12 protein-coding genes are annotated in these 14,341 nt (G+C 28.7%); 11 read left to right on the top strand and 1 reads right to left on the bottom strand.

Translation table 11 applies throughout. From position 1 onward, the window contains the following. Positions 1-60: 60 nt before the first annotated feature. Positions 61-678, bottom strand: coding sequence for a hypothetical protein (locus tag I4U89_RS06750; RefSeq protein WP_195939640.1), 618 nt, complete (start codon positions 676-678; stop codon positions 61-63). 221 nt (positions 679-899) lie between these two features. Between I4U89_RS06750 and I4U89_RS06745 the strand changes: the two genes are divergently transcribed. The 11 genes from I4U89_RS06745 (at position 900) to rny (ending at position 14,264) form a co-directional block, all read left to right on the top strand. After that, positions 900-1,631 carry a polysaccharide deacetylase family protein gene (locus I4U89_RS06745; protein WP_207744141.1) on the top strand — a complete coding sequence of 244 codons (732 nt, stop codon included), beginning with the start codon at positions 900-902 and terminating at the stop codon, positions 1,629-1,631. 194 nt (positions 1,632-1,825) lie between these two features. After that, on the top strand, positions 1,826-3,067 hold the full coding sequence (locus I4U89_RS06740; protein WP_195939639.1) for a M16 family metallopeptidase: 1,242 nt from the start codon (positions 1,826-1,828) through the stop codon (positions 3,065-3,067). 186 nt (positions 3,068-3,253) lie between these two features. Further along, entirely contained in the window at positions 3,254-3,499 is a 246-nt protein-coding gene (locus tag I4U89_RS06735; protein WP_195939638.1) for a YlmC/YmxH family sporulation protein, read from the top strand. 9 nt (positions 3,500-3,508) lie between these two features. Beyond that, positions 3,509-4,723, top strand: coding sequence for an aspartate kinase (gene dapG, locus I4U89_RS06730; RefSeq protein WP_195939637.1), 1,215 nt, complete (start codon positions 3,509-3,511; stop codon positions 4,721-4,723). A 176-nt stretch (positions 4,724-4,899) separates the two neighbouring features. Continuing rightward, a complete protein-coding gene (locus I4U89_RS06725) occupies positions 4,900-5,688 on the top strand; it encodes a ClpP family protease (protein WP_195939636.1) in 789 nt (262 codons plus the stop codon). Positions 5,689-5,805: 117 nt separating this feature from the next. Continuing rightward, entirely contained in the window at positions 5,806-8,199 is a 2,394-nt protein-coding gene (locus tag I4U89_RS06720) for a DNA translocase FtsK (RefSeq protein ID WP_195939635.1), read from the top strand. 2 nt (positions 8,200-8,201) lie between these two features. Beyond that, positions 8,202-9,257, top strand: coding sequence for a tRNA 2-selenouridine(34) synthase MnmH (gene mnmH, locus I4U89_RS06715; RefSeq protein WP_195939634.1), 1,056 nt, complete (start codon positions 8,202-8,204; stop codon positions 9,255-9,257). 2 nt (positions 9,258-9,259) lie between these two features. Beyond that, the gene (gene rimO / locus I4U89_RS06710) at positions 9,260-10,582 is read left to right on the top strand and encodes a 30S ribosomal protein S12 methylthiotransferase RimO (RefSeq protein WP_195939633.1); all 1,323 of its coding nucleotides are present in this window, start codon (positions 9,260-9,262) and stop codon (positions 10,580-10,582) included. Beyond that, a complete protein-coding gene (gene pgsA, locus I4U89_RS06705; protein ID WP_092924794.1) occupies positions 10,583-11,125 on the top strand; it encodes a CDP-diacylglycerol--glycerol-3-phosphate 3-phosphatidyltransferase in 543 nt (180 codons plus the stop codon). Between the two features lie 307 nt (positions 11,126-11,432). Then, a complete protein-coding gene (gene recA, locus I4U89_RS06700) occupies positions 11,433-12,473 on the top strand; it encodes a recombinase RecA (RefSeq protein WP_195939632.1) in 1,041 nt (346 codons plus the stop codon). A gap of 249 nt (positions 12,474-12,722) precedes the next feature. Then, on the top strand, positions 12,723-14,264 hold the full coding sequence (rny, locus tag I4U89_RS06695) for a ribonuclease Y (protein WP_195939631.1): 1,542 nt from the start codon (positions 12,723-12,725) through the stop codon (positions 14,262-14,264). Positions 14,265-14,341: the final 77 nt, after the last annotated feature.

The raw sequence follows: 14,341 nt of genomic DNA, 5'->3' as shown, positions 1-14,341 counted from the left end.
GATATAAAAAGACTGTAGAAGTTAGTTCTACAGTCTTTTTGTTTAATCAAAATTAATATTTTAATTTATACTAAATATTGCGCATAGAGGTATAGCAGCATATTTATCACTTGCAATTTTATTTCTAAGCTCAACCCATAATATACCATTACATAATCCATAAACCTTGCCAACTTTAACAGAGCTATTATTATTATTTATAATTTCAATATCTATATTTTTAGATATTGGAAAATTAGTGCTATTTAATTTTTGTTTAATTATCTTTGATAAATCTCCGTTGCAACAACATTCAGGAATATTACAATTATAAGGAGTTAAGTTACCTGTAGGTTCAGTATTAAAAGTTATGAGGTTTATACTGCATAAAGAATAAAAATTACCATCGCTTAACTTAACTACACTTTGATCTGTAGAGAAGCTACTATCTATCTTTCCAGTTCCAAATGAATTAAAAGATCGTAGTGTTACATCAATTGAAGGAGTAATACTTTTAAGTCGCATTAAAGCATATCTAATGGCATCTGCGCAGCAACAATTAGCATCACCAGGAGGTCCTTGCTCACCTTTATCGCCTTTGTCGCCCTTGTCACCTTTAGGGCCTGGAGGGCATTCACACTCATCAAAGCAGAAAGGTATATTATCTGGATTTATATTACAATCCATATCTTTTTTCATAAACATATCACCTACATATATTTTTATAGTATTACAGTATAAATATATGATTAAAATTCATATTATGACACAATATTTAGAAATAATTATTATTTTGATTGAATATACTATATAAATACAAAAAATAATATTAAAGAAATAGAGTCATAAATATTAATACAACCTAATAAAATATATAAGAAGTTGTACATAATTAAGACTTGATTAGGGGGAAAACTATTATGATGATAGTAATCAATAAGAAAAGATTAAAAAAAGTCATTATAGGAGTAATAGCAGTTATACTAATTGTAATTTCTGGGTTATACCTTATGAAAAGGGAGACAAAACCAACCTTAAACTTAGATGTAGCAAATCAGCCATACTGTCAGGGAACAAAAGTAAAAAGTGGATACGTTGCATTAACTTGCAACGTAGACCTAGGATGGGAAAGTGAATATGTAGAAGGAATACTAGAAGTACTAAAAAAAGAAGATGTAAAAATAACCTTTAATGTAACTGGTAGATGGGCAGAAAACAATGAAGAATTACTTCTAAAAATTAAAGAAGAAGGACATGAAATAGGAAATCATGGACATAAGCATTTAGACTATGCAAACTTATCTTATGAAGAAAACTTAGAACAAATAAAAACATCTAAAAAAATAATAGAAGATATAATAAAGGAAGAAACTAAATTTTTTCAAGCTCCATCAGGTTCGTTTGGGGACAACACTGTAAAAGCAGCTAAAGAAATGGGATATACTTCTATAAAATGGGATGTAGATACAATAGACTGGAAAAATAGAGAAGAACCAGATGTTATAATTGAAAGAGTTAAGAAAAAAGACATAGTAGATAATAGCATAGTTTTAATGCACCCAACAAATGCAACAGTCCAATGTGTAGATGATATTATAAATATAATTAGGGACAAAGGGTTAAAACCAGGTAAGCTAAGCGATGTATTTTAGGTTAGTAACAGTTGAATAAATAAAAATAGTAACTTATAATTTAATACATGTAGTTTAATATAAATTACTAATATTTAGATTTATTATATTAGAGTATAGATATTTACTATATAGCTCATGTAAAGTACTAAGTAAAAAATAAAAACTTTATAAATATATTAAATTATAAAAATGACATTTAAATGGAGGGAAGTATGTACAAAACACACGTATTAGATAATGGACTAACAATAATAGGTGAAGAAATACCTTATTTAAAGTCTATTGCACTAGGGGTATGGATAAACGCAGGTTCAAGAATAGAGGATGAGAAAATAAGTGGTATATCTCATTTTATAGAACATATGCTATTTAAAGGCACTAAAAATAGAAGTTCAAAGGATATTGCAAACGAGATAGATAATTTAGGGGGACAAATAAATGCTTTTACAAGCAAAGAATGTACATGTTATTACGTTAAATTATTAGATTCTCATATAAATAAAGGAATAGACATATTAAGTGATATGATGTTAAATCCGCTATTTAATCAAACTGATATAGATAAAGAAAGATTAGTAATACTTGAAGAATTAAAAATGTATGAAGATTCTCCAGAAGATTTAGCTTATGACTTGTTAAGTGAAGGAATATATAAAGGAGATTCTTTAGGATATAACATAATAGGAACAGAAAAATCTCTTTTTGATATAAATAAAAAAGAAATAGAAGAGTATTTTAATAGTTATTATGTACCTAATAACTCAGTAATATCAATATGTGGAAACTTTAATTTTGAAGAAATAGTAAAAGAAATTGAAGACAAGTTTAAATCATGGAATAAAAAAGAAGTAGATATAAACTTTACTAAAGCAGATTTTAAAAATACTTATATAACAAAAAATAAAGATACTGAACAAGTTAATCTAGCCATTGGTTTAGAAGCTATAGCATCTGAGGAAACGGAAGAGACATATGCATTAGCTATAATAAACACTATATTTGGAGGAAGTATTAGTTCTAGACTATTCCAAAAGATAAGAGAAGAAGAAGGATTAGTTTATTCAATATATTCATCTCAAAGTTTATATAGAAAATGTGGAGAGCTAGGAATATTTGCTAGTATGAGTAACGAAAATTTAGAAGAAGTATATAATTTAGTTATAGAGGAAATAAAAGATCTTAAAAATAATTACTTAAGTGATGAGGAGATAAGGTTAACTAAAGAACAATTAAAAGGAAGTTATATGTTAGGTTTAGAAAGTACAAGTAGCAGAATGATGGCTATAGGTAAAGCAATGTTATTAAATAAAAAGGTAAGAAATAGTGATGAAATATTAAAATCTATAGATAATATAGATAGAGAAACTATAAAAAAGGTAATAGATAAAGTATTTAATTTAGATAAACTAGGAGTATGTATAGTTGGTAGAGATGTAGAAAACATAAAGCTATAGCAAATTAAACAATAAAATATACGAATGAAGAATATCTCAAAGTTGATGAATATTAATATAAAAATTAAGATAAATATAAACTCATATATGAAACAACCATATAAAAGTGAACTAATATTTAACTTATTCTATATTATAAAAGGCTTTGAGATATTTTACTATAAAAGAAAAAATGGGGGGATAAACATGAATTTATCTGAAATAGCAGGTAAAGAAATAGTAAATCTAGTTACAGGAGAAAGATTAGGTGTAATTGGAGAGTGTGATATGATAATAGATGAAACTACAGGAGAGATACTAGCATTATTAATACCAAGGGATAGAGGTTTCTTTGGTATTAGAAAGGATAAGTCTGTACTTGAGGTACCTTGGAGAAATGTTAGAAAAATAGGAAATGATATGATAATAATTGAATATGACGGAATATACTAGGGGGTCATTATGGAAATTTTAGTTCAAAAATTTGGTGGAACATCAGTTGGATCTTACGAAAAAATGAATGAGGTATGTAAGATAATAAAAGCATATAAAGAAACTTATAAGGATTTAAAATTAGTTGTAGTAGTATCAGCTATGGGAAGAAAGGGCTCGCCATATGCAACAGATACACTGATTTCTTTACTAAGTGAAATAAACGATCAACCAAACAAAAGAGAACTAGATATGATAATGAGCTGTGGCGAAATAATATCAGGAACTGTACTTACAAATATGTTACAGGTTAGAAATATAAAGGCTACTTTCTTGACAGGATATCAAGCTGGAATAATAACAACTAATAATTTTTCAGATGCGAAAATACTAGATATAAACACAGAAAGAATATTAAAAGAACTAAATGATAATAATGTAGTAGTAATAGCTGGATTCCAAGGTAAAACAGAAGACGGAGAAATAACAACACTAGGAAGAGGAGGTAGTGATACGTCGGCTGTTGCAATAGGAAAAGCCTTAAACTGTTCTAGAGTTGAAATATATACAGATGTAGATGGAATAATGACAGCAGACCCAAGAATAGAACCAGAAGCTAAGGTATTAGATTGTATAGATTATGAAGAAGTATTTCAAATGGCAGAAAAAGGAGCTAAAGTTATACACCCAAGAGCAGTATCTCTTGCAAGGAGTGCAAATATAACACTTTCAATAAAAAATACATTAAATCCAGAGTTTGCAGGAACTAGAATATGTACAGAGTGTCAAAGAGAATATATGGAGTATGAAGTAAAAAATAGCTTAATGACAGCTGTAGCTCATAAGGATAAAGTAGCTCAAGTTAAAATAAAAGCAAGTGAAGATGACTTTACAAATATATTAAATGATATAGAAAAAGAAAACATAAGTATAGATATGATAAATTTCTTTATAGAAGAAAAAGCATTTGTAGTAGAAGAAGGGTATATAGAACAGCTTGAAAATATACTTAAAAAATCAAATATAGAATATTCCATAAGAAAAAATTGTGCAAAAGTAACTTTAATAGGTGCTAAGATAAATGGCATACCAGGAGTTATGTCAAGACTTGTAAAAGCTTTATCAAAAGAAAATATACCATTACTTCAAACATCTGATTCTAGTATGACAATATCTTGTTTAGTAGATAGTAATGATATATCAAAATCAGTACATGCAATTCATAATGAATTTCACTTAAATTAATTAAATAAAGTATGCAATAAATCAAAAATTATATCAAAATAATTAAAACATATAATATAAAATAGAGCTACGTTTAAATATAAATGTAATACTTTAAAACTTAGCATTCAAAGAATTTTTTGTATATATTTGGACAAAATAACATGAAAGCAGAGTTTGAGAGGAGTATTACATACATGAGATATTATGAAGATAACATTAACTACAATAATCATATAGAATTTAGCCGTGATAGAGGTAGAGAAAAAAGTACATTACAAATAAAAAATGAAAATGAAGAAAATCCAGTAAATGAAACTAAAGATATACAAAATATAAAACAAATGGGTGTTCCTGATATGCCACCACAGCCTAAAAAAGATATACAATGTATAACTATAATAGGAGAGATAGAAGGCCACTACGTAGGAAATCCTCAAAAAAAATCAACTAAATATGAACATATAATCCCAATGCTTTATTCAGTAGAAGAAAATACAGAAACTAAAGGAATACTTGTCATACTAAATACAGTAGGAGGAGATGTAGAAGCAGGTCTTGCTATAGCAGAGCTTTTAAATAGCATCTCTAAAAAAGTAGTAACATTAGTACTTGGAGGAAGTCATAGTATAGGTGTTCCTCTTGCAACAGCAGGAGATTATTCATTTATAGCGCCAACTGCTACTATGATAGTTCATCCTATAAGAACTAACGGACTCGTAATAGGAGTAAACGAAACTTTTGAATACTTTAAAAAAATGCAAGAGAGAATAAGTAATTTCATAACTAGAACTTCTAATATAGATAGAGATGAATTAGATAAAATAATGCACTCAAAAGATGAACTTGTTAACGACGTTGGAAGTGTATTAATAGGAAAAGAAGCTGTAGATGTTGGGCTTATAAATGAAGTTGGAGGATTAAAAGAAGCATTAAGTAAGTTAAAAGAACTTATAAAAGAAGATGAAAATAATCAAGATAAATAAAAATTGTTATAAATATATGTTGTATGATATAATTAAATGATAAAATAAAAGTGTTAGTGTTAAGGCATTAACACTTTTTGCTATGATATACTTAAAGTAAGATAAGAGGTGAGATGAGTGGCTAAAAAGAAAAAAAGCAAGAAAAAAGAAAAGAAATTAAGCTTTAATCAGGAATATCATAATTTGGTAACTATATTTATAGGAATATTTTTATTATATAGTTTAAATTCAAGTTCAATGGGATTTATAGGATCTATGATGCAGTCTTTATTTAAAGGATTATTTGGTTCTCTTTCTGTAATAATACCATTTATAGTAATTATTATAGGAATACTTGGATTCTTTGAAGGCAACGAATATATATATAGATTAAAAAATACTAAAATATATTATGTAGTAATATTATTTATGTTTATATTCTATGGATTATTAAATGCAAAAAGTTTACCTGTAGATTCTCCTTTAAGCTCTGACATGATTAAAGGTGTTATGGATATGGGGGTAAGTGGAGAAGGAAGTGGACTTGTATCTACTACTATAACTTACTATATCGTTAAGATGTTTGGATTAACTGGTGGATGGATGATAAGTATATTTGCACTTGTAATGACTGTATTATTTATATTTAACATATCAGTTAAAGACTTAATATTAAACATAAAGGCAAAATCATCAAGTGCCAAAAATGGAAATCTAAACTTAAAAGAAAAAGTGTCTAATATGAAAAAATCAGCAATAGATATGATGACAGAAGAAGTAGACGAAGAAACTATGGTTGATAAAAAAGGTCTATTTAAAGGCTTTATGTCTAAAAACTCTAAAGAAGAGGAAGAATATGTAATAGACCAAGATGAAGATGATATAGGAGATAAAACTATAAAAATAGTTGGATTTAATAAGGCAGAAGATGAATACCTAGAAATACTAGAAGGTACTCAAAATATGCCAGAATTAGATACAATAAAGGAATTACAAAGCTTTAAAACTGGAGTTGTAGAAGATGTAAAGGAACAGCCTATAAAAACATCTAAAACATTTAATTCTGATATTGAGAAAACTCAAGATATAAATTTAGCTTCAAATATGAGTTATGAAAACTATAAAATGCCAAGTTTTAACCTTTTAAACAAAATAGATAAAAAAAGTGATGACGGAGGAAGAAAAAAAGTACTTAAAAATGCATCTCTTTTAGAAAAGACTTTATCTGATTTTGGAGTTGAAGCAAAGGTTAATCAAGTTACAGTAGGGCCTACTATAACAAGATATGAAATACAGCCAAGCCCAGGAGTTAAGGTTAGTAAAATAGTAAATCTAACAGATGATATAGCACTAAGCTTAGCTGCTAAAAGTATAAGAATGGAAGCTCCAATACCAGGTAAAAGTGCAATAGGTATAGAAGTACCAAATGAAAATGCACAAATGGTAGGAGTACGTGAAGTATTAGAAAGTGAAGAGTTTAGAAACTTTGAATCTCCACTTGCTATGGCACTAGGTAAAGATATAGCAGGAAAAACTGTAATAGCAGATATAGGAAAAATGCCTCATATGTTAATAGCAGGGTCAACAGGTTCAGGAAAAAGTGTATGTGTAAATACATTAATAAGTAGTATACTTTATAAAGCAAAACCTGATGAAGTAAAGTTATTACTTATAGACCCTAAAGTAGTTGAACTTGCAAACTATAATGGAATACCACATCTACTTATACCAGTAGTTACAGATCCTAAAAAAGCTGCTAATGCACTTAACTGGGCAGTAACAGAAATGAACAGAAGATACAAGTTATTTGCAGGAGCACAAGTAAAAGATATAACAAGTTATAATCAAAAGGCAGAAGAAAAACTTCCTAAGATAGTAATAATAATCGACGAGCTTGCAGACTTAATGATGGTAAGTTCAAATGATGTGGAAGATTATATATGTAGATTAGCACAGATGGCAAGAGCAGCTGGAATGCACTTAATAGTAGCAACACAAAGACCATCTGTTGACGTTATAACAGGTGTTATAAAAGCTAATATACCATCTAGAATAGCATTTGCTGTTTCATCACAAACAGACTCAAGAACAATACTTGACATGGGTGGAGCTGAAAAACTATTAGGTAAAGGTGATATGTTATTCTACCCATTAGGAGCAGCAAAACCTGTTAGACTTCAAGGTGCGTTTATATCAGAAAGTGAATCTGAAAGAGTTATAGACTTTGTAAAATCACAAGTTAGTGGTAATGAAATAAAGTATGAAGAAGATATAATGGAGACTATATCAAAAGCTAATATAGCAAAATCAAGTGATGAAGATGAGTTATTAAGTGAAGCTATAGAATTTATAGTTGAAAGTGGACAAGGTTCATCATCTATGTTACAAAGAAAGTTTAAAATAGGATTTAATAGAGCGGCAAGACTTATAGATTCTATGGAAGAAAGAGGTATAGTTGGACCAAGCGAAGGAAGTAAACCAAGAAAAGTATTAATAAGCAAACAAGACTTACAAAATTTAGAAGGTGAGTAAAATTGAAGACAATAAAAATAGAAGACGCACTTAAGTTAGAAAATGTAGTTTTTATAGATGTAAGAACTGAATCGGAGCATAATGAAGATAATATATTAGATGCATTTAGCATGCCATTATTTAAAGATAATGAACATAATGAAGTAGGTACTATATATAAAATGCAAGGAAAGCATGAAGCTATAAAAATAGGATTTGATTATGTTGGATACAAGTTAAAAGATATATATCTTCATGTATTAGAAGCAGCAAAGAACCATGATAATGTAGTAGTATATTGTGCTAGAGGAGGAATGAGAAGTGGATCGGTAGTAAACTTGGTTTCTTCTCTAGGCATAAATGTATACCAATTAGAAGGTGGATATAAAGCTTATAGAAATTATGTATTAGATTATCTAAGAAACATAATGAATACAAAAGAGTTTATAGTAGTTCATGGACTTACCGGAGTCGGAAAAACCGACCTACTTAAAATGTTAGAAGAAAATAATATAGATAATATAGATCTAGAAGGAATAGCTAAAAATAGTGGTTCTACATTTGGATTTATAACATTTGACGAAAAACCACCAAGTCAGAAGAAATTCGAAACTAAAATATTTGAAGAATTATTTTATTCAAACTCAGACTATATATTTATAGAAAGTGAAAGTAAAAGAGTAGGTCATGTATGCGTACCTAATGAAATATATGATGCTATTATAAGAGATGGCCATCATATATTATTAGAATGTAGTACTGAAAATAGAGTGAAAAGATTATGCAGAGATTATATATATAATCATAAAAATAAAGAAGAAAACATACAAACTTTAAAAGATTGTATAAATAAATTTAGAAAAAGATTAGGTCATAAGAGAGTAGATGAATATATTAATCTGCTAGATGAAGGAAAATATGAGGAATTAGTAGAAAGATATTTAGTAGAATATTATGACCCTTTATATATGCATTCGGTTGATAAGTATAAATATAATCAAATTATAAACTTTGATGATATGACTAAAGGACTAAATGAAAGCATAAAATATCACGAGAAGGCAAAAAAGGAGCAATAAAAATGTTAAAAATAGCACTAGAATCACTAGGATGTTCGAAAAACTTAGTAGATGCAGAAATAATGATGGGAATACTAAATAGAAAAGGATACAAGTTAGTAGGAGATTTTTCTGAGGCTGATATAATACTTGTAAATACATGTGGATTTATAGAATCAGCAAAGCAAGAATCAATAGATACTATTCTTGACTTAGCACAATACAAAGTAGATGGAAATCTAAAAATACTTGTAGTAACAGGATGTTTAGCACAAAGATACTCTGAAGAATTAAAAGCAGAAATACCTGAAATAGATGCAATAGTAGGTACAGGAAGCTACCAACAAATAGACGAAATAATAAAAGATTTAGAAAAAGAAAAGCAAGTTGTTAGTTTAAATGACATAGAATTTGCTTTTAATGAAGAATTACCAAGATATGTTACAACTCCAAGTCATATGGCATATTTAAAAATAGGTGAAGGTTGTGACAACCATTGTACTTACTGTATAATACCAAAATTAAGAGGTAAATATAGAAGTAGAAAAATGGAAGATATAGTTAAAGAAGCTAAGGATTTAGCAGCTAGAGGTGTTAAAGAATTAGTAGTTATAGCACAAGATACAACTAAGTATGGATTTGATTTATACAATAAAGAAATGTTACCAACTTTATTAGAAGAGTTAGCTAAAATAGAAGGTATAAAGTGGATAAGAGTAATGTATTCTTACCCTGAATCAATAAGTGAAGGGTTAGTTATGGTAATGAAAAAGTATGACAACATATGTAACTACTTTGATATGCCTATACAACATGCAAGTAACAGAATACTAAAGTTAATGAATAGAAAAACAACTAAAGAAGATATATTATCTAAAATAGAAATGATAAGAAAGCATATACCAGATGCTACAATAAGAACAACTATAATAGTAGGATTCCCAGGTGAAACTGAAGAAGACTTTAATGAAGTTGTAGAATTTGCAAAAAAAGTTAAGTTTGATAGATTAGGGGCATTTGCATACTCAAGAGAAGAAGACACTGCAGCAGACAAATTACCTAATCACATAGAACAAGAGATAAAAGAACAAAGAAGAGATAAATTAATGTTAGAACAACAAAAAATATCTCAAGAATTAAATGAAGCTAAAGTAGGAAATACTTACGAAGTTTTAATAGAAGAACAAATAGAAGATAAAGTATATATAGGTAGAACTCAAGGCGATGCAGAAGAAATAGATAGTATAGTTTACGCAAAATCAAAAGATCAACTTAATGTAGGGGATTTTGTAAAAGTAAAAATAGATAAAGCTTTAGAATATGATTTAATGGGAGATGTATTATAAATGAATTTACCAAATAAATTAACTTTATTTAGGATATTCTTAATACCAGTATTTATAATAGTAATGTTACTTAACATACCTAACAAATATTTAATAGCTTGTATAATATTTGTAGTAGCATCAATAACAGATGCTATGGACGGACACATAGCGAGAAAGCATAATCTAGTTACAGACTTTGGGAAATTTATGGATCCACTTGCAGATAAGTTATTAGTTTTATCAGCATTAATTTGTATGATAGAAAGTGGCTTAGTGGCAAGCTGGATGGTAATAATAATAGTAGCAAGAGAACTAACAGTAAGTATATTAAGAGCAATAGCAGCAGCTGATGGTAAAGTAATAGCAGCTAGTGGTGGAGGAAAGTTAAAGACTATAAGCCAAATGGTAGCTATAATAGTATTATTATTAGGAGCTAACTTTAACAATTCGCTATTAATTATGATAGGAGATATATCTATATTAATAGCAACACTTCTAACACTTTACTCAGGGTGGGAATACTTATATAAAAACAAAGAATTATTTATGAATAGTAAATAATAAAAAGTGGGCATAAACTGCCCACTTTTTAATTTACATTATTAATAAAGTGAAGTTTAAATATAAGGTAGAGGGTAAATATCAATTTGCACAGATAAAAGTTATACTAAAACATAAGTTTTATATAAAATGTATAAAAATGTAAATAAAGGTTTATAAATAAAATTAGTATGGTAAAATTTAAATATAGTAAAATAATATAAATTTAAAAACAAATTTTTACTAATTGACTGTAATTAAAAATTAGTATATAATTTATATTACAGAACAAATGTTTGTGAAAAGCGAAAGAAAGGGATGGATATAAATGAGTATAGAACAAGATAAATTAAAAGCACTTAACCAAGCGTTAGGTCAGATAGAAAAAGACTTTGGGAAAGGGTCAGTAATGAAATTAGGAGAAGCTACATCTATGAATATAGATGTTATACCAACAGGTTCAATAGGACTAGATATTGCAGTTGGTATAGGTGGATTACCAAAGGGAAGAATAATAGAAGTATATGGACCGGAATCTTCAGGTAAAACAACAGTTGCACTTCACACAGTAGCAGAAGCTCAAAAACAAGGTGGAATAGCAGCGTTTATAGATGCAGAACATGCACTTGACCCAGTATATGCAAAAGCATTAGGAGTTGATATTGATAACTTAATAATATCTCAACCAGATACAGGAGAACAAGCACTAGAAATAGCAGAAGCACTTATAAGAAGTGGTGCTATAGATATAATAGTAGTCGATTCAGTTGCAGCACTTGTTCCAAGAGCTGAAATAGAAGGGGATATGGGAGACTCTCATGTTGGTCTTCAAGCTAGACTTATGTCTCAAGCTCTTAGAAAATTAACAGGTTCAATAAAAAAATCAAATTGTGTTGCAATATTTATAAACCAATTAAGAGAAAAAGTTGGTATAATGTTTGGAAATCCAGAAACAACAACAGGTGGACGTGCGCTTAAATTCTACTCATCTGTAAGACTTGATGTTAGAAGAGTAGATAGTATAAAACAAGGTGATAAAGTAATCGGAAGTAGAACAAGAGTAAAAGTAGTTAAAAATAAAGTTGCACCACCATTTAAGCAAACAGAGTTTGACATAATGTATGGTGAAGGTATATCTAAGGTAGGAGATTTACTAGATATAGCAGCAGATATAGATGTAGTTAAAAAATCAGGAGCTTGGTATAGCTACAATGATATAAAATTAGGACAAGGTAGAGAAAATGTTAAGAAATTCTTATCAGATAATCCTGATTTAATAAAAGAAATAGATGATAAGGTAAGAGCACACTACAAATTAGATGAAAATAAAGAAAATGCACCATTAGAAGATGAAATAGATAAGCAATAATAACTTAAACATACACCTCCTATTAACTTGACATGAGTTAGAAAAAATTATAAAATTAAAGAGAAATAAAATATCTAAATTTAGTTCTATATATAAATATTCTTAGATAAATATAAATAAAGGTATTTTGTTGTTATTACAACATAGATTATGAAGGTACTTATAATTTATAAATGCATATCATAGTTGTGATTGTACTTTAACGATTAAAATCTTAGAAGTGACATTTTGGGATATTAACTAAAGGAGGTGGATGTCATAGAGACTGTAGTAATGCTTTTGATAGGGGCAGCAATAGGTATTATAGCTGGATATTTTGTAAGAAAAAATATATCTGAGACTAAAATTGGACAAGCAGAAAGCTTAGCCAAAGAAATTATAGATAAAGCAAATAGAGACTCAGAAACTATTAAAAAAGAAAAGCAACTAGAAGCTAAAGAAGAAATCCACAAGTGGAGAACTGAAGCTGAAAGAGAAAACAAAGAAAGAAGAAATGACTTACAAAAATACGAAAGAAGAATAATACAAAAAGAAGAAGTTCTAGATAAGAAATTATACAATCTAGAATCAAAAGAAAATAGCTTAAGTGATAAACTTAAAAATGTAGCAAGAAAAGAAGAAGAAGTAGAAGAAATAAAAGTTAAGCAACTTGAAAAATTAGAAAGCATATCAGGGATAACTTCTGACAAAGCAAAAGAAATAATATTAACTAATGCCGAAAGAGAAGTAAGACGTGAAATGTCTATAATGATAAAAGAGATAGAATCTCAAGCTAAGGAAGAGGCTGAAAAGAAATCAAGAGAAATAATAGGTTATGCTATACAAAAATGTGCAGCAGACCATGTTGCAGAAACAACTGTTACAGTAGTTAATTTACCAAATGATGAAATGAAAGGTAGAATAATAGGTAGAGAAGGAAGAAATATCAGAACTCTAGAAACTTTAACAGGAATTGATTTAATAATAGACGATACTCCAGAAGCTGTAATTTTATCAGGATTTGATCCTATAAGAAGAGAAGTTGCAAGAATAGCTTTAGAAAAGCTAATAGCAGATGGAAGAATACATCCAGCTAGAATAGAAGAAATGGTAGAAAAAGCTAGAAAAGAAGTAGATAATATAATTAAGGAATATGGGGAACAAGCAGCATTTGAAACAGGAGTGCACGGGCTTCATCCAGAGTTAATTAGACTATTAGGTAGACTTAACTACAGAACTAGTTACGGACAAAATGTACTTAAACATTCTATTGAGGTTGCACATATAGCAGGTATAATGGCAGCTGAAATAGGAGCAGATATAAAATTAGCTAAAAGAGCTGGTTTACTTCATGATATAGGAAAATCTGTAGACCACGAAATGGAAGGTACACATGTAGAAATAGGTATGGACTTATTAAGAAGATATAAAGAATCTAAAGAAGTTATACATGCTATGAGTACTCACCATGGAGATTATGAACCTCAAACAATAGAAGCTGTTTTAGTAACTGCAGCGGATGCTATATCAGCAGCAAGACCAGGTGCTAGAAGAGAAACATTAGAGGCATATATAAAGAGACTTGAAAAGCTAGAAGAGATAGCTAATTCTTATGATGGTGTAGAAAAATCGTTTGCTATACAAGCAGGTAGAGAAGTTAGAATAATGGTTAAACCTGAAAATGTAAGCGATGAAGATATCCATTTATTAGCTCGTGATATGACTAAGAAAATCGAAGATGAATTAGAATATCCAGGTCAAATAAAAGTTAGTATAATAAGAGAAACAAGAGCAATTGAATACGCTAAATAAAAGAGAGAGTAATTTACTCTCTCTTTTTTATTTGCCTAAAAGTTAGTATTACAGACCCTTATTAATATTTAAATATT

It is taken from the genome of Romboutsia sp. 1001713B170131_170501_G6, assembly GCF_015668195.1.
Classification (GTDB): Bacteria; Bacillota; Clostridia; order Peptostreptococcales; family Peptostreptococcaceae; genus Romboutsia_C.
Note: the sequence above shows the minus strand (reverse complement) of the source record. Positions and strands in the feature narration are given on the sequence as shown.